Annotated in this window: 17 protein-coding genes; 14 read left to right on the top strand and 3 right to left on the bottom strand. The window is 71.3% G+C overall.

What is annotated here, in order from left to right:
* Positions 1-52: 52 nt before the first annotated feature.
* From SNA_RS34990 to SNA_RS34970, 5 genes are all read left to right on the top strand, one after another.
* Positions 53-1,270 (top strand): NADP-dependent isocitrate dehydrogenase, encoded by a 1,218-nt coding sequence (locus SNA_RS34990; RefSeq protein ID WP_030065596.1) that lies wholly within the window; start codon positions 53-55, stop codon positions 1,268-1,270.
* Positions 1,271-1,763: 493 nt separating this feature from the next.
* Positions 1,764-2,753 (top strand): malate dehydrogenase, encoded by a 990-nt coding sequence (locus tag SNA_RS34985; protein WP_030065595.1) that lies wholly within the window; start codon positions 1,764-1,766, stop codon positions 2,751-2,753.
* Between the two features lie 230 nt (positions 2,754-2,983).
* Positions 2,984-4,864 (top strand): hypothetical protein, encoded by a 1,881-nt coding sequence (locus SNA_RS34980; protein WP_052809024.1) that lies wholly within the window; start codon positions 2,984-2,986, stop codon positions 4,862-4,864.
* A 1-nt stretch (position 4,865) separates the two neighbouring features.
* Entirely contained in the window at positions 4,866-5,240 is a 375-nt protein-coding gene (locus SNA_RS34975) for a hypothetical protein (protein WP_030065592.1), read from the top strand.
* Positions 5,237-6,217: a hypothetical protein gene (locus SNA_RS34970; RefSeq protein WP_044368243.1), complete on the top strand. Its 981-nt coding sequence runs from the start codon at positions 5,237-5,239 to the stop codon at positions 6,215-6,217. Before SNA_RS34975 ends, SNA_RS34970 begins: the two co-directional genes overlap by 4 nt.
* A gap of 86 nt (positions 6,218-6,303) precedes the next feature.
* Here the strand turns inward: SNA_RS34970 and SNA_RS34965 are convergent, their stop codons facing one another.
* Complete coding sequence (locus SNA_RS34965) at positions 6,304-6,549, bottom strand: DUF5988 family protein (RefSeq protein WP_044368241.1); 246 nt, start codon at positions 6,547-6,549, stop codon at positions 6,304-6,306.
* 214 nt (positions 6,550-6,763) lie between these two features.
* Here SNA_RS34965 and SNA_RS34960 point away from each other — a divergent pair, with 214 nt between their 5' ends.
* Positions 6,764-7,351: a carboxymuconolactone decarboxylase family protein gene (locus SNA_RS34960; RefSeq protein WP_030065590.1), complete on the top strand. Its 588-nt coding sequence runs from the start codon at positions 6,764-6,766 to the stop codon at positions 7,349-7,351.
* Positions 7,352-7,365: 14 nt separating this feature from the next.
* On the opposite strand, the gene SNA_RS34955 is transcribed toward SNA_RS34960, so the two are convergent.
* Positions 7,366-7,998, bottom strand: coding sequence for a Uma2 family endonuclease (locus SNA_RS34955; protein ID WP_030065589.1), 633 nt, complete (start codon positions 7,996-7,998; stop codon positions 7,366-7,368).
* 89 nt (positions 7,999-8,087) lie between these two features.
* Complete coding sequence (locus SNA_RS34950; RefSeq protein ID WP_030065588.1) at positions 8,088-8,894, bottom strand: hypothetical protein; 807 nt, start codon at positions 8,892-8,894, stop codon at positions 8,088-8,090.
* 245 nt (positions 8,895-9,139) lie between these two features.
* Here SNA_RS34950 and SNA_RS34945 point away from each other — a divergent pair, with 245 nt between their 5' ends.
* The 8 genes from SNA_RS34945 (at position 9,140) to SNA_RS34915 (ending at position 18,343) form a co-directional block, all read left to right on the top strand.
* The gene (locus tag SNA_RS34945; RefSeq protein ID WP_044368235.1) at positions 9,140-10,648 is read left to right on the top strand and encodes an aldehyde dehydrogenase family protein; all 1,509 of its coding nucleotides are present in this window, start codon (positions 9,140-9,142) and stop codon (positions 10,646-10,648) included.
* 62 nt (positions 10,649-10,710) lie between these two features.
* On the top strand, positions 10,711-12,252 hold the full coding sequence (locus SNA_RS34940) for a GMC family oxidoreductase (protein WP_030065585.1): 1,542 nt from the start codon (positions 10,711-10,713) through the stop codon (positions 12,250-12,252).
* The gene (locus tag SNA_RS34935; RefSeq protein ID WP_030065584.1) at positions 12,252-13,364 is read left to right on the top strand and encodes a quaternary amine ABC transporter ATP-binding protein; all 1,113 of its coding nucleotides are present in this window, start codon (positions 12,252-12,254) and stop codon (positions 13,362-13,364) included. Before SNA_RS34940 ends, SNA_RS34935 begins: the two co-directional genes overlap by 1 nt.
* The gene (locus tag SNA_RS43005) at positions 13,364-13,537 is read left to right on the top strand and encodes a hypothetical protein (protein WP_157880184.1); all 174 of its coding nucleotides are present in this window, start codon (positions 13,364-13,366) and stop codon (positions 13,535-13,537) included. Before SNA_RS34935 ends, SNA_RS43005 begins: the two co-directional genes overlap by 1 nt.
* Positions 13,534-15,528 carry an ABC transporter permease gene (locus SNA_RS34930; protein ID WP_044368233.1) on the top strand — a complete coding sequence of 665 codons (1,995 nt, stop codon included), beginning with the start codon at positions 13,534-13,536 and terminating at the stop codon, positions 15,526-15,528. The genes SNA_RS43005 and SNA_RS34930 overlap by 4 nt, the downstream gene beginning before the upstream one ends.
* A gap of 2 nt (positions 15,529-15,530) precedes the next feature.
* On the top strand, positions 15,531-16,529 hold the full coding sequence (locus tag SNA_RS34925) for an ABC transporter substrate-binding protein (RefSeq protein WP_030065582.1): 999 nt from the start codon (positions 15,531-15,533) through the stop codon (positions 16,527-16,529).
* 234 nt (positions 16,530-16,763) lie between these two features.
* On the top strand, positions 16,764-16,991 hold the full coding sequence (locus SNA_RS34920) for a hypothetical protein (protein ID WP_044368230.1): 228 nt from the start codon (positions 16,764-16,766) through the stop codon (positions 16,989-16,991).
* Between the two features lie 140 nt (positions 16,992-17,131).
* Positions 17,132-18,343, top strand: a complete 1,212-nt coding sequence (locus SNA_RS34915; protein WP_241779950.1) for a trypsin-like serine peptidase — start codon at positions 17,132-17,134, stop codon at positions 18,341-18,343.
* Positions 18,344-18,354: the final 11 nt, after the last annotated feature.

The following is an 18,354-nucleotide window of genomic DNA, read 5'->3' as shown; positions in this document are numbered from 1 at the left end:
CCGCGCGCCCGGCGTCCGGCCGCGCGGGCCCCGGCGTGAGTACCGTGGCGGCATGGCCAAGATCAAGGTAGCCACCCCCGTCGTCGAGCTCGACGGCGACGAGATGAGCCGCATCCTGTGGTCCTTCATCAGGGACAAGCTGATCCTGCCCCACCTCGATGTCGACCTGGAGTACTTCGATCTCGGCATCGAACACCGCGATGCGACCCACGACCAGGTGACCGTCGACGCCGCCCGCGCCGTCCGGCGCCACGGCGTCGGCGTCAAATGCGCCACCCTCACCCCGGACGAGGCGCGCGTCGAGGAATTCGGCCTCAAGGCGATGTACCCCTCGCCCAACGCCACCCTGCGCGCCGCCCTCGGCGGCGTGATCTTCCGCGAGCCGGTCCTCCTGGCCAATGTGCCGCGGCGGGTCCCGGGCTGGACCCGGCCCCTGGTCATCGCCCGCCACGCCTTCGGCGACCAGTACGGCGCCACCGACCTGCGCATCCCCGGCCCCGGCACGCTCACCTTGGCCTTCACCCCGAAGGACGGCTCCGAGCCGGTCGAGCTGGAGGTCCATGACTTCCCGGACTCCGGCGTGGCGCTGGCGATGTACAACCACGACGCGTCGCTCCGCGACTTCGCCCGCGCCGTCTTCCGCTACGGGCTCACCCACGGCCTCCCCGTCTTCCTCTCCACCAAGAACACCGTCCTGAAGAAATACGACGGCCGCTTCAAGGAGCTGTTCCAGGAGGTCTTCGACGCCGAGTTCGCCGAGGACTTCCGGGCCGCGGAGCTGACGTACGAGCACCGGCTGATCGACGAGATGGCCGCCGCCGCCCTCCGGTCCGCCGGCGGCTTCGTCTGGGCCTGCAAGAACTACGACGGCGACGTCCAGTCCGCCCTCGTGGCGCAGGGCTTCGGCTCGCCCGGCGTGATGACGTCCGTGCTGATGTCCCCCGACGGCCGCACCGTGCTGGCCGAGACCGCGCACGGCACCGTCACCCGCCACTACCGCCGCCGCCAGCAGGGCAAGGTCACCTCGACCAACCCCCTTGCGTCCGTTTTCGCCTGGACCCGGGGCCTGGCCCACCGGGGCCGGCTGGACGACACCCCCGAGGTCACCCGCTTCGCCGGGACGCTGGAGCGGGTGTGCACGGAGACGGTCGAGGGCGGGCGCATGACCAGGGATCTGGCGCTGCTCATCTCGCCGGACGCGCCATGGCTGACCACCGGGCAGTTCCTGGACGCGCTGGAGGTCACCTTGCGGGCGAGGATGGCCGATTGAGCCGCGTCCCGGCCCCGTAGCGAGGTGTGCCCCCGGGGCCCACCGGTACGCCCCGGGGCACAACCGGCGCACAAGAGCCCTGGCCGGAGGCGTCCATGCCTCGGTGCGCCCTGGCCGGACGGGGCCGTATCCGATATGGCCGAAAGCGGAGGGCATGCCGGTGGGGATCCCGGGCAGGCGAACGAGTACCCCCCACGGGTGCGGCACAACCTGGCGGTCGCCTGCTTCCCCCCTCCTTGAGTGGGCGACCGCCGCCCCCTCCGCGTCCCCGTACCGGGTCAGCGACACCCGGCCTCGACACCGGTCCCGACACCCGGTGAGGTGTCCCACACCGGCCCGTCGCCTGTGCCGGGCGGGGGTCCGATAGCCTGACGGGCGGGTCTCTCGACACCAAGAGACCTCGATGAGACCTCGATAACCGGGCAGGGACACCCACCGCCACCCCTGGTGGTCCGGGGGCTTGCCCCCAGAAAACGTCGCGCAGGAGATCGCCATGACCCGCACTCCCGTCAATGTCACCGTGACCGGCGCCGCCGGCCAGATCGGTTACGCCCTCCTCTTCCGCATCGCTTCCGGTCACCTCCTCGGCGCGGACGTCCCGGTCAAGCTGCGCCTCCTGGAGATCCCGCAGGGCCTCAAGGCCGCCGAGGGCACCGCCATGGAGCTCGACGACTGCGCCTTCCCGCTGCTGCGCGGCATCGACATCTCCGACGACCCGAACGTGGCCTTCGACGGCGCGAACGTCGCCCTGCTCGTCGGCGCCCGCCCCCGTACCAAGGGCATGGAGCGCGGCGACCTGCTGGAGGCCAACGGCGGCATCTTCAAGCCGCAGGGCGCCGCCATCAACGCGCACGCCGCGGACGACATCAAGGTCCTGGTCGTCGGCAACCCCGCCAACACCAACGCCCTGATCGCCCAGGCCGCCGCCCCGGACGTACCGCGCGAGCGCTTCACCGCGATGACCCGCCTGGACCACAACCGCGCCGTCTCGCAGCTCGCGCAGAAGACCGGCACCCCGGTCAGCGAGATCCGCAAGCTCACGATCTGGGGCAACCACTCCGCCACCCAGTACCCCGACATCTTCCACGCCGAGGTCGCCGGCAAGAACGCCGCCGAGGTCGTGAACGACGAGAAGTGGCTGGCCGACACCTTCATCCCGACCGTCGCCAAGCGCGGCGCGGCCATCATCGAGGCCCGCGGCGCCTCCTCGGCCGCCTCCGCCGCCAACGCCGCCATCGACCACGTCCACACCTGGGTCAACGGCACCGCCGCCGGCGACTGGACCTCGATGGGCATCCCCTCGGACGGCTCCTACGGCGTCCCGGAGGGCCTGATCTCCTCCTTCCCCGTCACCACCAAGGACGGCAAGTACGAGATCGTCCAGGGCCTGGAGATCAACGACTTCTCCCGCGAGCGCATCGACGCCTCCGTCAAGGAGCTGTCGGAGGAGCGCGAGGCGGTCCGCGGCCTCGGCCTCATCTGAGCCACCGCATCTGAGCCACCGCGCTTCCGCGCCGAGCCCGCACTGCCTGCAACGGCCGTGCGGGCTCGGCCGTTTCCGGCGCGGAACGGGGCGTGGTCGGCAACCTTGGGTTATCACGCTGACACGGAGCGGTCCGCTCGCCTATGCTGCGGCTTCCGTATCGCCGCGGCCGGTGGTTCCCAGCCAACTCGCCGGTTGCGGCAGTTCGTTGGCGTTTTTGGGGGAGGCCGATGGCCCGGACGGATGTGCCCGCGCAGCCCGGGGAGCCGGAGGGCGGCGGGCGGTTACGGAAGACGCCCGCCGATCCTGCCGGGTCCGTGGAACCCATCGGCCGGGAGGCCCCGCCCCCGCTGCTGCCGACCCCGCCAGGGGCCAGTGAAACCACCCGGCTGCTGTGCGCCGGGACGTATCTGGACGAGACGTTCCGCGATGAGGTCATCGACGAGCTCTACGTCCACGAGGAGCGGTTCGCCGCCCCCTCCTCCGGGATCGACGCCGCCCGCGTCCTCGCCCATGCGCTGCGCGCCCGCCGCCTCCAGCTGGCCTGGGCGGGGGCGATCCTGCTCCTGTGGATCGTCGCCCTCCCGCTGTCGTCCTGGCTGGCGGCGCTCTACTTCTTCCCGATCGCCCTGATGGCGCTCGGCCGCTTCATGCGGAAGCTGTCCTTCCTTCCGCCGTGGCTGGCCGTGGTCGGTTCCTTCGTGCTGCGCTGGTACGGGCGGATCTCCCTGCTGCTGTTCGTCGTGGCGCTGCTGGTGGGGGCCTTCGGCGGCGGGCTGGCCGGGATCGGGCGCCTGCCGTTGCCGAGCCTGCCGAGCCTGCCGACCTCGGACTCCGGCTACTCGACCTTCTCGACCGCTTCGACCGCCTCGACCGATGCGGCCGTGGGCGCCGACGACCCGTACACCGGTTCGTACGACGTGCCGGACACGGGCGGCGCGCTCAGCAACGCCTTCCCCCTGTGGGTCGCGCTGCTGCTGTTGCCCGCGGTGGCCCTCCTGGTCGCCCTGCAACGCGGCCAGTTCGCCCGCGCCCTGCACAGCGAACTGTCCGAACAGCGCTTCCCCGATGTGATGTCCGACCCCGCCGAACGCTTCGAGGGCCTCCGTTTCCAGCGGCTGCGCGACCTGGTGCGCGCCGAGCAGCACGGGCCGCTGGTGATGTACCGCGACACCAACCCCTTCTGCGGCGCCGGCCAGCCGTTCAAGATCTGGTCGCTGACGGTGGAGCTCAACCCGCGCACCGACCGTACGGCCGAACCGCTCGACAACGGCGCCATCCTGGAGCGCATCGTCCCGCTCGTGGCCGCACTGCGGGTGCCGACCCCGCACGGCTCGCCCGAGGTGGCGGCCGCGGTGCGCGACCGGCTGCGCGCGCTGGAGATCGAGGAGTGCGTCTTTCTGCCGGCCCAGGGGCTCAAGGCCCGTACGCATGCGCCGTACGCCCCGCCCGATTTCGCGCACCACCGGGCCGAGGCGGTCGAGGAGGGCGGCGAGCGGCGCCGCCATCTGCTGCGTATCCGGGTGGGCGGCTGGCGCGAGGGCGTCGTGGTCACGGTGTTCGTCCGGGTCCACACCCAGGGCGGCATGCTGATGCTGGAGGTCGCCCCGCATGTGCTGTGGCCGCTGCGGCAGCTCTTCCAGGACGCCGACCGGATCGCCCACCAGTACCGTCACCACCACCACTTCGGCAAGGCCGTCTGGGCGCTGGCCGGCACCCCGCGCTCCGCGGGCGCGGCCGTCCTGACCCTGCTGCGCGGGCTGGCGTCGGTGTGGCGGCTGGCCACCGACGGCCACGGCTCGGCGCTGCCGGAGGGCCCGGCCGTGTCCGTACGCGAACTGGGCTCCTACGGCGAGTCCTCGCTCTTCCAGGACATGGACGTCGCCCGCTATCTGGAGACCATCCAGCAGCGGGTGGCGGCCGGGGTGACCACGGCGCTGCGCGCGGCCGGTTACCAGACCGACGAATTCGAGCAGCGGATCGTCAATGTCGCCAAGGGCGGCGTCTACGTCGAGTCCGCGCAGGGCGCCGTCGGCATCGGCGACCACAACACCATCACCCACAACACCGGCACGGCGCGCAGCGGCACCGACGGGAAGGGACCGAAATAGCATGGCAACGGCTGACGAGCGCGGGAACGGCATCCATATCGGCAGCGTCCAGGGGGCGTTCGCCATCGGCGACCACAACACCGTCACCCACAACGAGGGCGTCGCCGCACCGGCCGTCGACCCCGCGCACGAGGAACTGCTGCGTGCCGTACGGGAGTTGCGCGACGATCTGGGGCGCGCGGTGCCCGGTCCGCAGGTCGCGGCCCTGACCGTCGAACTCACCGACACCGAGACGGAGATCACCGGTACCGGCGCGGCCGGACCCGGGCGGCTGGCCCGGCTCCGCACGGCCCTCGCCGAGGCCGGTGCCGTCGTCGGGCTGCTGTCCTCGGGGGCGGCCGTCGTCCAGGCGGTCGCGGCCCTGGTGGGCGGATGACGACGCCGAGCGGGCGCGCCGCCCACTGGAACCGCGTAAGACAGGGCTGGGACTACGGCACCCCGCCACCCGCCCGCTATACGGGCCCGATGCCGCCGCGCCCGGTCTTCGTCCCGATGGGCGGCGCGGAACCGCTCCCGGGCCCGGCGACCGGCCCCACCGTCCCGCCCGCGACGGCCGGCCCCGGCGCGCTGCGCGGCGACTTCCTCGCGCCGGACGGCTTCGCCGACGCTTCCGCGCCGCTGGGCCCCGTGCCCGGCAGCTTCCCTCCGCCGGACGGCTTCGCCGACATCCCCGCGCCGCCGGGCCCGGTGCCCGGTCCGCGCCGCCGGAGGCAGGCGCTGGTGGCCGGCGGGGCGGTGGCCGTGCTCGCGGCGGCCGCGGGCGGCAGCTACTTGCTCTGGGGCGGCGACAAACCCGCTCCGGCCCACGCCGCGCACCACGCCACCTCCTCGTCGGCCCACCCCACCGCCCCGTCCACCGCCACCGATGCCACCACGGGCCCGACCGCGGTCACCGATGTGCCCACCGACTATCGCCTCGTCCACGACCAGGCGGGCTTCACCCTCGCCGTCCCCCGTGACTGGCAGCGCACCGAGCGCACCAACGGCGTCTTCTACAGCGCGCCCGACCAGCACGGCCTGGTCCAGATCTTCCAGGTCCAGCACCCGACCGAGACCCCGCGCGAGGCCCTGGAGAAAACGTCGCAGCAGCTCTCCCACTCCGCCGCCAACCCGAGCTACGAGGAGATCTCCCTGGCCCCCCTGACCGACCCGGCGCCCGGAGCCGACGCCGTCCAGCTGATCTACGCCTACGACAGCAAGGACGTCGGCGAACGCGTCAAGATCGTCGACTGCGCCTTCACCGCCGCCGACGGCCGCCAGTTCGCCGTCCTCGTCCGCGGCACCGACACCGAATGGCCCCACCAGCAGGACATCCAGCGGATCGCCCTGCGCACCTTCACGGCGACGGGCTGAGCCCGCGACGGACTGGGCCTGCCACGGGCTGAGCCTGCCACGGGCTGAGCCCGCGGCGGCGCGGCGGCGTCCGCCGACCCGCCGCGCTACCCCGGCAGTTCGGTGCGCTCCCACCACTCGTAGACCGGCAGCGTGCCCTCCGCGGTCTCCTCGCTCCGGCCGGTGGCCTGGAAGTGCTCGTAGCCGGCCAGATACGGGATCTTCAGCTCGCGGGTGCCCGGGGGATCGATCGCCACGATGCGGCCGGGGAAGTCACCGGGACCGCCCTCCAGCACCGCCTTGTCCGCCGTCCCGCTCGCGCCGCCTGTCGCGTTAGCCTTTTGCTGAGCCATGTCCGAATTGTCGTCCGGGTGGACGGGCGGGAGGGAGGCGGCTCGCCGACGGACGACGATCGGCCGCCCGCCCGGCGCCCGGCGCGGCCGCACCCGGCGTACGCGGCCCGTCCGGGGCCATCGGCCCCGCCGTGTCACATTCGCCGGGGCCGCGTCGTCCTACGCAGTGTCGTCCTCCGCCATGAGGACACCCGCCGTACGAGGAGGCACCGCCATGACCGCTGACACGACCCGCACCGCACGGATCTCCCTCAGCCCGCCCCGCACCCTCACCCTGCGGCTGGCCGAGTGGTACTCCCGGCGCACCTACGGCAAGCTCCTGGAGCCCGCCCTGGTCTTCGGCCACCACCCCCGGCTGCTGCGCGCCTATTTCGCCTTCGAGGCGAAGACGGGGCGGTGGCGGGCCCTGGATCCGACGCTCAAGCATCTGGCCCAGATGGTCCCGGCGGCGCGGATCGGCTGCTCGTGGTGCATGGACTTCGGCCACTGGGAGGCCGACCGGCTCGGGCTGCCGATGGAGAAGATCAGCAAGGTGCCGGAGTGGCGGGCGCACCAGGAGTCGTTCACCGAGCTGGAACGGCTGGTCATGGAGTACGCCGAGGCCATGACCGACACCCCGCCGACGGTCACCGACGAGCTGGCCGAGCGGCTGCGCAGCCGCCTGGGCGAGAGGGCCTTCGTCGAGCTGACCGCCATGGTCGCGCTGGAGAACTTCCGCTCCCGCGTGAACGGGGCCATGGGGCTGCGCAGCCAGGGTTTCTCCGACAGCTGCGCCATTCCGCCGGGCGGGCGGCGCCCGTAGGGCGCACTGGTACGTCAGTCCCTGGGGAACTCGTCGGTGGTGATGGTGAATCCGGGAAAGAGTTCCCTGAGGTCGATGGGCTTGCCGTACGCCAGGGTGAGGTCGCTCTTGTACTCGCCGTCCTGCGGGTGCGTGAAGACCCGGCACCGGCCGATGTAGGGGTCGGCGATGACGTAGACGGGCACTTCGGCGGTGGCGTAGACATCCCGTTTCGGTCCGTAGTCGTTGGCCGAGGTGCCCTTGGAGATGACTTCGGCGATGAATTCGATGTCTTGGTAGCACCAGCGGCCCTGTTTGTTCTTCTTCGCGCCGTCGGCGATTTTGGCGACGTCCGGGCAGAGGCCGTTCAACTCGCCGGGAAAGTCGATCCGGACGTCCGATGTCACCAGCACATCCATGCCGAACCGGTCTTCCAGCGCCCGCACGATCCGGCGGATGGTCTGCCAGTGGATATCCCGCTGCGGCACCATGAACACGGCCCCCTCGACGATCTCGATCTTGTAGCCCTCGGGGACAGGCGACCGCTCCAGCCATTCGAACAACGCGTCCAGCGCGTTCGGGCTCGGCTCAAGGGGCTGCTCGCTGGGCTCGTCCATCTCGATCCCGTCGGTCTCGACCGTCGCGGTCCGTTCTTCGGTGATGGTCATCGTGCCGCTCCCTCCCCGCCGCCACGCGCATGCGGGCAGCCGCACGGTCCAACGATCGTACGTACGAAGAGTTACCTCCGCACGAGTCCCTACACCGCCTCCGCCCCCTGCGCCCCCTGCAACAGGTTCTCCAGTACCGAGATGTCCACCGTCTTGCCCCGCGGCGGCGGCTTGAACGGCACCGGCTTGTCGTAGTTGCTCAGCAGGACCGTGCCGGTCTGGTGGTTGGCCTCGGCGGTGAGTTTGCGGGGGTAGTGCTTGCCGCTGATGGTCACGTAGAGGGTCTGGATGACGCCGTCGGTCTTCTTGATGACCGGCAGGACGCGGGTGCCCTCCTGGACGGTCGCTTTGCCCTTGGTCAGGTGGGGAGCGGGGTGGCCGGGCCGTGGCGGGGAGGTGGGGGCGGTGGCGGACTTCTGGAAGGCGGTGAGGTTGCAGGCGGTGGCCAGGCTCCTGAGGAAGGAGTCGGCGGTGGTGCCGTGCAGATAGCGGCCGTGGTACCGGCGGGCGGCCGCGTCGCCCTCCTTGCCCGGCACCTGGGTCTTCCAGAAGGCGGTGTCCGGTCTCATCCAGACGTTCTTGCCGCGTTTGACGAGGTCGACGTGGCCGTAGGAGCCCTTGCTGATGGTGCCGGTGCAGTTGCCCGCCCGGTCGAGGGTGAGGTCGATCCGGCCGGGGTCGGCGGTGGCGGAGGTCCGCAGCCGCAGTGAGGTGGCGCCCGCGAGCGCGTGCAGGGCGGTGTCGTTGACCTGCTGGGCCGTCTTGCCGGCGAGATCGCCCTCGCCGCCGTCCCGGCCCGCCGCGGCCGCCGCGGCCGTCCCGAAGGAGCTGGCGAGAAGCGCTGCGCCGCAGGTCAACGCGGTGATCGCGGTCGCTGGGCGGCGTCTGCTGGCCATCGCGGTACCTCCGGTTCCCAAGGGCGTGCGGGTCGGGCATACGGCTATTCAGGGTACGTTCCGGAATTTTCGGGCGCACATTGGGCGCAGGGCGGGCCAATGGGGCGGCCGCCGAGTGACTCGCCTCACTTTCCGTTGAGGTTTGGGCATAGGTAGGGGGCTTTCGGATAGGGGTCCCCGTTGCTGAGTGCGCGAGTGGTTGCACCAGTGGAAACACGATCCAGTAAGCGGAAGGCAGAACACACGTGTCGGCAAGCGAGACCATTCACGTAGACGGGGTGTGGCTCCCCGCCGCATCCGGCGCCACGCGGGAGGTCCTCGACCCCGCCGATGCGACGGTGCTGGCCGTGGTCGCCGAGGGCGGCGCCGACGACACGGACGCGGCGGTCGCCGCGGCCAAGCGGGCCTTCGACGGCGGCGCCGGCGCCTGGCCGCGTACGGCCGTGGCCGACCGCGCCGCCCTGCTGCGCAAGGTCGCCGAGCTGCTCCAGCGCGACCGCGAGGAGATCGCCCTCATCGAGAGCCGGGACACCGGCAAGACGCTCGAAGAGGGCCGGATCGACGTCGACTGCGTCACCGACGCCTTCCGCTACTTCGCCGACCTGGTGATGAACGAGAGCGGCGGGCGGGTCGTGGACGCCGGGTCGCCGGACGTGCACAGCGTGGTCGTGCACGAGCCGGTCGGCGTCTGCGCGCTGATCACGCCGTGGAACTACCCGCTGCTCCAGGCCAGCTGGAAGATCGCCCCGGCCGTCGCGGCCGGCAACACCTTTGTGATCAAGCCCAGTGAGGTCACCCCGCTCTCCACCGTCCACCTGATCAAGCTGCTGGTGGAGGCCGGGCTGCCGGCCGGTGTCGCCAATATCGTCACCGGTGCGGGCCTGCCCGTCGGCCAGCGGCTGGCCGAGCACCCGGACGTGGATCTGTTCTCCTTCACCGGCGGCCTGGCCAGCGGGACGAAGGCGGGCGCGGCAGCGGTCTCCGATGCCAAGAAGATCGCGCTGGAGCTGGGCGGCAAGAACCCCAATGTCGTCTTCGCGGATGCGTGCGCGACGGAGGAAGGCTTCGACACCGCCGTCGACCAGGCGCTGAATGCCGCGTTCATCCACAGCGGCCAGGTCTGCTCGGCCGGTGCCCGGCTGATCATCGAGGAGTCGGTGCGCGACCGCTTCGTGGCCGAGCTGGCCCGCCGCGCCGAGCGGATCAAGCTGGGCCGGGGCACGGCGGACGGCGTGGAGTGCGGGCCGCTGGTCTCCCAGCAGCAGCTCGACAAGGTCGAGGCGTACGTCGCCTCCGCGCTCACCGAGGGTGCGCAGCTGCGCTGCGGCGGCGCCCGGCCCGAGCCGTCGGACGTGCGGCCCGCCACCGGCTACTTCTACCTGCCGACCGTGCTCGACGGCTGCCACCGCGAGATGAAGGTCGTCCGCGAGGAGACCTTCGGCCCGATCCTGACGGTCGAGACCTTCACGACCGAGGACGAGGCCGTCGCGCTGGCCAACGACACCGAGTACGGGCTGGCCGGTGCCGTCTTCTCCGCCGACACCGCCCGCGCCCGCCGCATCGCCGCCCGGCTGCGGCACGGCACCGTATGGATCAACGACTTCCACCCCTACCTCCCGCAGGCGGAGTGGGGCGGCTTCGGCAAGTCCGGCATCGGCCGGGAATTGGGCCCCACGGGTCTGGACGAGTACCGCGAGAGCAAGCACGTTTACGAGAACCTCCGGCCGGCGCCGGTCCGGTGGTTCGCGGGCTGACGGCCGTCCCGAACCGTACCTCCCAGGCCACGCACGCACTTTGCAGTAAAGGAGCACCCCTCATGCCCGTGTACGACTATGTCGTTGTCGGCGGTGGAACCGCCGGTTCCGTCATCGCCTCGCGACTCGTCGAGGACCCGGACGTCACCGTCGCCGTCATCGAAGGCGGACCCTCCGACATCGACCGCGAGGACGTCCTGACGCTGCGCAAGTGGCTCGGTCTGCTCGGCGGCGAGCTGGACTACGAGTACACGACCACCGAGCAGCCGCGCGGCAACTCGCACATCCTGCACAGCCGCGCCAAGGTCCTCGGCGGCTGCTCCTCGCACAACACCCTGATCTCCTTCAAGCCGCTGCCCTCCGACTGGGACGAGTGGGAAGAGGCGGGCGCGGCCGGCTGGGGCGCCAAGGCGATGGACCCCTACTTCGGCAAGCTGCGCAACAACATCGTGCGGGTGGCCAAGAAGGACCAGAACCAGATCGCCACGGACTGGATCGAGGCCGCCAAGAGCGCCCTCGGCGTCCCGGAGGTCGTCGGCTTCAACGACAAGCCCTTCGAGGAGGGCGTCGGCTTCTTCGACCTCTCCTACCACCCGGAGAACAACAAGCGCTCCTCCGCTTCCGTCGCCTACCTCCACCCGCACATGGAGGCCGGCGACCGCCCGAACCTCACGCTGATGCTGGAGACCTGGGCGCACAAGCTGGAGCTGGACGGCACCCGCGCCAAGGGCGTGCACGTCCGCACCAAGGACGGCGCGGAGGTCTACGTCGAGGCCGCGCGTGAGGTGCTGGTCTGCGCCGGTGCGGTGGACACCCCGCGGCTGCTGATGCACTCGGGCATCGGGCCGAAGAAGGACCTGGAAGCGCTGGGTCTGCCCTGTGTGCTGGACCTGCCGGGCGTCGGGGAGAACTTGATCGACCACCCGGAGTCGGTGATCGTCTGGGAGACCGACGGGCCGATCCCGGACAACTCCGCGATGGACTCCGACGCGGGTCTGTTCGTCAAGCGGGACCCGCAGCACAAGGGCCCCGACCTGATGTTCCACTTCTACCAGATCCCCTTCACCGACAACCCCGAGCGGCTGGGCTACGAGCGCCCCGAGCACGGGGTGTCGATGACTCCGAACATCCCCAAGTCCCGCTCCCGCGGCCGCCTCTACCTCACCTCCGCGGACCCCGAGGCCAAGCCCGCCCTCGACTTCCGGTACTTCGAGGACGAGGGCGACTACGACGGGCAGACGCTCGTCGACGGCATCAAGCTGGCCCGCAAGGTCGCCCAGGCCGAGCCGTTCCGGAAGTGGCTCAAGCGCGAGGTCTTCCCCGGTCCCGACGTGACCGACGACGCGGAGATCAGCGAGCTGGTGCGCAAAGCAGCGCACACCGTCTACCACCCCGCCGGCACCTGCAAGATGGGCGCCGCCGATGATCAACTGGCTGTCGTGGACCCGGAGTTGAGGATCCGGGGCCTGGACGGCGTCCGGATCGCCGACGCCTCCGTCTTCCCGACGATGCCCGCCGTCAACCCGATGCTGGGCGTGCTCATGGTGGGGGAGAAGTGCGCCGAACTGCTCAAGCAAGCCACTGCCCAAGGAGGTGATGCGTGATGGCCAGCACCGCCACCGGCGCATCCGCTGCAAACCCGTCCAAGAAGACCGCTGCCACGGAGGACCGCGAGGTCGTCTTCTCCGTCCGACACCTGTGGAAGGTCTTCGGCCCGAAGGCCGACAGGATCCCCGATGACGCCTCCGTCACCGGGCTCTCCGCCCAGGAACTGCGCGAGCAGACCGGCTGCACCGCCGCCGTCCGCGATGTCTCCTTCGACGTCCACAAGGGCGAGGTCTTCGTCGTCATGGGCCTGTCCGGCTCCGGCAAGTCCACCCTCGTCCGCTGTCTGACCCGGCTGATCGAGCCGACCAGCGGCGACCTGGAGATGGACGGCGAGGACGTGCGCGCCATGGACCGCGGCACCCTGCGCGAACTGCGCCGCCGCCGCGCCTCGATGGTCTTCCAGCACTTCGGCCTGCTGCCGCACCGCAGCGTCGTCGACAACGTCGCCTACGGCCTGGAGATCCAGGGCATGGGCAAGAGCGAACGGCGCGAGCGGGCCAACGAGATGGTGGAGAAGGTGGGCCTGGGCGGGCTGGAGAAGCGCCGCCCCGGACAGCTCTCCGGCGGTCAGCAGCAGCGCGTCGGCCTGGCCCGCGCCCTCGCCGTCGACCCCGAGGTCCTCCTCTTCGACGAGCCGTTCAGCGCCCTGGACCCGCTCATCCGCCGCGATATGCAGGAAGAGGTCGTCCGCCTGCACCGCGAGGAGGGCCGCACGATGGTCTTCATCACCCACGACCTCGCCGAGGCGCTGCGCCTGGGCGACCGCATCGCGCTGATGCGCGACGGCGAGATCGTCCAGCTCGGCACCCCCGAGGAGATCGTCGGCTCCCCGGCCGACGACTACGTCCGCGACTTCGTCCGCGACGTCCCGCGCGAGCAGGTGCTCACCGTCCGCAAGGCGATGCGCCCGGTGCAGGACGGCGAGGCCGACCAGGGCCCGGCGCTGGGCCCCGACACCCTGATCTCCGACGCCATCGAGGCGGTCGCCCGCTCCGGCGGCGCCGCCCGCGTCGTCGACGACGGCCGCTGCCTGGGCATCGTCGACCACGCCTGCCTGCTCAACGTGGTCGCCCGGGTCGATCACCGGCCGGAGGAGGTGGCCGCCTGATGTACGCCACCGCCACCCACCGCACGGCGCCCCTGCGCGCCGTCGGCTCCCGCGCCCCCGTCGCGACGCGCCGCTCCCGCCTGCGCACGGCCCTGCTGCACCGCTGGCGCGAGGCCCAGCGCGCCGCCGCGATGAATGTGGTCGCCGGCACCGTGAAGCGGGGGCGCGCATGAGTACCGCGACCCCGGTTTCTCCGCGCGGCACCCTCGGCGTCGACACCCCCAAGGGCCCGGCCCAGATCCTGGCGAACCGCCGCGGCCTGGCCAAGCTGCTGCTGCTCGCCGTCGTCGCGGCCGTCGTCGTCCCGCTGCTGAGCGCGAAGTACGGCGCCGCCTGGCCGCACGCGCTGACCGTCGACGTCTCCGGTCCGCTCGACAAGACCAGTAGCTGGATCATCGACAACCGCGACAGCCACTGGCTGTTCGTCTACTTCCTCGGCCACCTCAGCAACGCCGTGGTGCTCTCCGTCCGCGGCGTCTACCTGCTGCTGCTCGCGCTCGGCTGGACCGGCGTGACGGCCGGCGTCACCCTCCTCGCCTGGCGCGTGGCCGGCTGGCGCATCGCCCTGACCGCCCTGCTGTCCTTCGTCGTCAGCGGCCTGCTGGGGATGTGGGTCCCCACCATGCAGACCCTCGCCCTGATGGTGGTGGCGGTCGTGGTCTCGGTCGCCGTCGGCGCCCTGCTCGGCCTGGCCGCGGGCCTGTCCGACCGGCTGTTCAGGATCCTGCGCCCGGTCCTCGACACCATGCAGGTCCTGCCGGCCTTCGCCTACCTCCTGCCCGTCGTGCTGGTCTTCGGCATCGGCGTACCGGCCGCCCTGCTGGCCACCGTCATCTACGCGGCGCCGCCGATGGCCCGCCTGACCGCGCTCGGCCTGCGCGGCGCGGACGCCGGTGTGCTGGAGGCCTCCGCCTCGCTCGGCGCCACCGGACGGCAGCGACTGCTGACCGCCCGGCTGCCGCTGGCCCGCAAGGAACTCCTGCTCGGCGTCAACCAGACGATCATGATGGCGCTGTCCATGGCCGTGATCGCCTCCGTGATCGGCGCGGCCGGTCTCGGTGACCGCGTCTACCAGGCGCTCGCCTCGGTCGACGTCGGCGCCGCGCTGGCGGCCGCCATCCCGATCGTGCTGCTGGCCATCGTCATGGACCGCACCACCGCTGCCGCGGGCGAGAAGATCGGTGCGGACACCTCCGCCGCCGGTCCCGCCTTCCTGCGCGGCTGGCGGGCCTGGACCGGCGTCGCCGTGGTCACCGCCGCGCTCGCCCTCCTGGGTCGGCTCTCCGGCTCCCTGGTCTGGCCGACCGGCTGGGCCGTGGACATCGCCCACCCCGTCAACGACTTCAAGGAGTGGATGGTCAACCACCTCTACTCCGGAGTCCCCGTGGTCGGCGGCACCGCCGACTGGGCCGCCCACTTCACCAACTGGGTGCTCAACCCGCTGCGCGACGGCCTGACCGCACTGCCCTGGTACGGCACGCTGCTTCTCGTCGCCGCCCTGGCCTGGCTGATCGGCACCTGGCGCACCGCCCTGACCGCCGTCCTCGCGATGGCCGCCATCGGTGTGCTGGGCGTGTGGAAGCCGTCCATGAACACCCTCTCCCAGGTCCTCGCCGCCCTGGTGGTGACCCTGGTGCTGGGCTTCGCCATCGGCATCCTCGCGGCCGGCAGCAAGCGCCTGGAGGCGATCCTGCGCCCGGTCCTGGACGTCATGCAGACCATGCCGCAGTTCGTCTACCTCATTCCGGTGGTGGCCCTCTTCGCCGTGGGCCGCGCCCCGGCCGCCGCCGCTGCCGTGGTCTACGCCCTGCCGGCCGTCATCCGCATCACCACCCAGGGCCTGCGCCAGGTGGACCCGGCCGCCATGGAGTCCGCCCGTTCCCTGGGCGCCACCCGCTGGCAGATCCTGCGCCAGGTCCAGCTCCCGCTGGCCCGGCCCGCGCTGCTGCTGGCCGTCAACCAGGGTGTGGTCCTCGTCCTCGCCGTCGTCATCATCGGCGGTCTGGTCGGCGGTGGCGCCCTCGGCTACGACGTCGTCACCGGCCTGGCCACCGGAGACCTGGGCCTCGGCCTGGTCGCGGGTGTCGCCATCGTCTGCCTGGGCCTGATGCTCGACCGCGTCACCCAGCCGACGGAACGCCGCACTACGGGGAAGGGAGCCTGACCATGTCCCGTACTCGTACTCGTACTCTCGCCAAGCTCATCGGTACGTCGGCGGTGGCCGGAGCGGTGCTGCTGTCGCTCTCCGGCTGTGGCAAGGCGGACATGACCAAGCAGGGCTCGCCGTTCGCGGCGGCCAAGGGCTCCAAGTCCGTCACCCTGTCCGTCCAGACCTGGGTCGGCGCGCAGTCCAACGTCGCCGTGGCCAAGTACCTCCTGGAACACCAGCTGGGCTATCACGTCGACACCGTCCAGGTGGACGAGATCCCCGCCTGGGACGCGCTCAGCCAGGGCCGCGTCGACGCGATCCTGGAGGACTGGGGCCACCCCGACCAGGAACAGCGCTACGTCAAGGACAAGAAGACGATCACCGCGGCCGGCGGCAACGGCGTCACCGGGCACATCGGCTGGTACGTCCCCAAGTACTGGGCCGACAAGCACCCCGAGGTCACCAACTGGAAGAACCTCAACAAGGTCGCCCAGCAGCTGCGTACCTCGGAGAGCGGCAACAAGGGCCAGCTGATGGACGGTTCGCCGTCCTACGTCACCAACGACAAGGCCCTGGTGAAGAACCTGAACCTCAACTACGAGGTCGTCTTCGCCGGTTCCGAGGCGGCGCAGATCACCCAGATCCAGCAGTTCGCCAAGCAGAAGAAGCCGTTCCTCACCTACTGGTACGAGCCGCAGTGGCTCTTCAACCAGGTGCCGATGGTGGAGGTCAAGCTCCCCAAGTACACCGACGCCTGCGCGGCCAAGGGCACCAAGGACCCGACGTCCATCGACTGCGCGTACCCGACCACCCCGCTCCAGAAGTTCTTCAACACGGAGTTCGCCAAGCACGGCGGCAGCGCCGCGGCGTTCCTGAAGAAGTTCAGCTGGACCAAGGACGACCAGAACGAGGTCTCCGAGTCGATCGCCTCCAGCGGTCTGTCCGCGGACGAGGCGGCCAAGCGCTGGGTGGACAAGCACCCGGACGTCTGGAAGAAGTGGCTGCCCAAGAAGTAGCGCAGCAGAAGTAGCGCAGCGCCCTTCATCAGAGGCGGGCGGCCGTACGCGAAGGCGTGCGGCCGCCCGCCTCTTTGGGTGGCTCCCGTGGCGTACGGGTCCTTCTGCGGGCCCCGTGGCGTACGGGTCACACCGCAGTCACCCGTCCGGATGGCCGCGGGGCCAACCTCCGCGCGGCGCGGCGGCGGGCGCAGCAGTGTGGGGCCGCCTGCCGCCGACGAAGGGCCTCCCGTCATGCTGCTGCCGCCGAAGTGCCCCACCCCGGACTGTGACGACTGGCTGTGGAAGGACACCACCACCACCGACACCGACTGGGACAACTGGCGCTGGTGGTGTCGCCGCTGCGACCGGCGGTGGTATCCGACGGCGCAGCAGCTGCGGGACTTCCGCCGCGGCTCCACGGGCGGCGGCCGGCACCGCACGGGTCCGGCGTACGGGGACCCGCGGGTGGCCCCGCGCTGAGGGGCCGGGCGGGCCCCGGCCTGTCCGCCCGCGGCGCAGGACGGCATAGTGGAGCGCGGCCCCCGTCACAGGGGGCATGACAATCCGGCGCCTCGCGTACGGCGATGCGCCCGTGTACGCGTGTACCAGGGGGACCGCACATGCCGCCCACACCCATATCCACCGAGCCTTCCGAGCCGTCCAGGCCGCACATATCGCGGCGGCGGTCCGTCCGCCGAACCGCCGCCGCCTCCGCGGTACTCGCCGCCCTTCTCGCGGTCACCGTCACCGCCTGCGGCCCCAGCGACGACAAGGCCGGCAGTTCGGCCTCCGCCGAGCACGGCACCGGGGGCCTCAAGCTCCCCAAGGGCATACCGACCAGCCTCGACGACCTGAAGAAGTGGAAGGACGGCGGCTGGAAGAACTGGGACAACTGGGCGCGTAAGGCGAAGGACTTCGCCAACCCGGTCATCAAGGGCCACTGGAACAGGGAGAGCCTGTCGCAGGCGAAGGCCGCCCCCGATCTCAGCGTGAAGGCCACCGATGCGGGCAGCGGGCTCGACGGCACCGACGCCGAGCCGCGGCCGGTCAACGCCCAGCAGATCCCCCGGCCGTACCACCAGAACATGGCGCCGGTCGGCAAGGTCTTCTTCAACAGCCCGCAGGGCCCCATGGTCTGCTCCGGCACGATCGTCAGCGACCCGGCGCACCCGGGCAAGTCCAACCTGGTGTGGACCGCGGGCCACTGCGTGCATTCCGGCAAGAAGGGCGGCTGGATGCGCAACATCATCTTCGTGCCGTCCTACAACGACTACGGCGCGCCGATGAACCAGGTCAACAGCGCGCCGCAGCAGCAGGTCACGCCGTACGGCCGCTTCTGGGCCGACTGGATCAGCACGTCCGGTGAATGGATGAACATGGGGGACCAGGAGCACGGCAGCGCGGGTTCCGCCTACGACTTCGCGGTGCTGCACGTGAAGCCGGAGAACGGCAGCGGCAAGTCCCTGGAGGAGACCGTGGGCACGTCCGTCCCGATCTGGTTCAACGCCCCCGACGCCCACCAAATCAGCGGCATGAAGGCCGTCGGCTACCCGGCCGGCCCCCCGTACGACGGCGCGCGGATGATGAACTGCCTGGACCGCCCCGGCCGCTTCACCATGCAGCAGGGCACGCCGCCCATGGACCGGATCGGCTGCACGATGACCGGCGGTTCGTCCGGCGGCGGCTGGTTCGCCAACCGCGGCGGCAAGCTGGCGCTGGTGTCCAACACGTCCATCAGCTCCGCCCAGCACACCTGGCTGGCGGGCCCCCGCCTGGGACCGGAGGCGCAGCGCGTCTTCGACGGGATGAGCCGGAAGTTCGCCGGGCAGTAGCCGCCGGGCCG

It is taken from the genome of Streptomyces natalensis ATCC 27448 (genome assembly GCF_000935125.1).
Lineage (GTDB): Bacteria > Actinomycetota > Actinomycetes > Streptomycetales > Streptomycetaceae > Streptomyces > Streptomyces natalensis.
The sequence above is the reverse complement of the archived record's forward strand: the minus strand, read 5'-3'. Positions and strand labels throughout refer to the sequence as shown.

Coding starts and splice junctions, on each gene's coding strand:
- SNA_RS34955 (WP_030065589.1), bottom strand. CDS start 7,998: ATGACCATCACCGAAGAACGGACCGCGACGGTCGAGACCGACGGGATC.
- SNA_RS34950 (WP_030065588.1), bottom strand. CDS start 8,894: ATGGCCAGCAGACGCCGCCCAGCGACCGCGATCACCGCGTTGACCTGC.
- SNA_RS34980 (WP_052809024.1), top strand. CDS start 2,984: ATGGCCCGGACGGATGTGCCCGCGCAGCCCGGGGAGCCGGAGGGCGGC.
- SNA_RS34935 (WP_030065584.1), top strand. CDS start 12,252: ATGGCCAGCACCGCCACCGGCGCATCCGCTGCAAACCCGTCCAAGAAG.
- SNA_RS34975 (WP_030065592.1), top strand. CDS start 4,866: ATGGCAACGGCTGACGAGCGCGGGAACGGCATCCATATCGGCAGCGTC.
- SNA_RS34965 (WP_044368241.1), bottom strand. CDS start 6,549: ATGGCTCAGCAAAAGGCTAACGCGACAGGCGGCGCGAGCGGGACGGCG.
- SNA_RS34990 (WP_030065596.1), top strand. CDS start 53: ATGGCCAAGATCAAGGTAGCCACCCCCGTCGTCGAGCTCGACGGCGAC.
- SNA_RS34930 (WP_044368233.1), top strand. CDS start 13,534: ATGAGTACCGCGACCCCGGTTTCTCCGCGCGGCACCCTCGGCGTCGAC.
- SNA_RS34925 (WP_030065582.1), top strand. CDS start 15,531: ATGTCCCGTACTCGTACTCGTACTCTCGCCAAGCTCATCGGTACGTCG.
- SNA_RS34970 (WP_044368243.1), top strand. CDS start 5,237: ATGACGACGCCGAGCGGGCGCGCCGCCCACTGGAACCGCGTAAGACAG.
- SNA_RS34915 (WP_241779950.1), top strand. CDS start 17,132: ATGCCGCCCACACCCATATCCACCGAGCCTTCCGAGCCGTCCAGGCCG.
- SNA_RS34960 (WP_030065590.1), top strand. CDS start 6,764: ATGACCGCTGACACGACCCGCACCGCACGGATCTCCCTCAGCCCGCCC.
- SNA_RS34985 (WP_030065595.1), top strand. CDS start 1,764: ATGACCCGCACTCCCGTCAATGTCACCGTGACCGGCGCCGCCGGCCAG.
- SNA_RS43005 (WP_157880184.1), top strand. CDS start 13,364: ATGTACGCCACCGCCACCCACCGCACGGCGCCCCTGCGCGCCGTCGGC.
- SNA_RS34940 (WP_030065585.1), top strand. CDS start 10,711: ATGCCCGTGTACGACTATGTCGTTGTCGGCGGTGGAACCGCCGGTTCC.
- SNA_RS34920 (WP_044368230.1), top strand. CDS start 16,764: ATGCTGCTGCCGCCGAAGTGCCCCACCCCGGACTGTGACGACTGGCTG.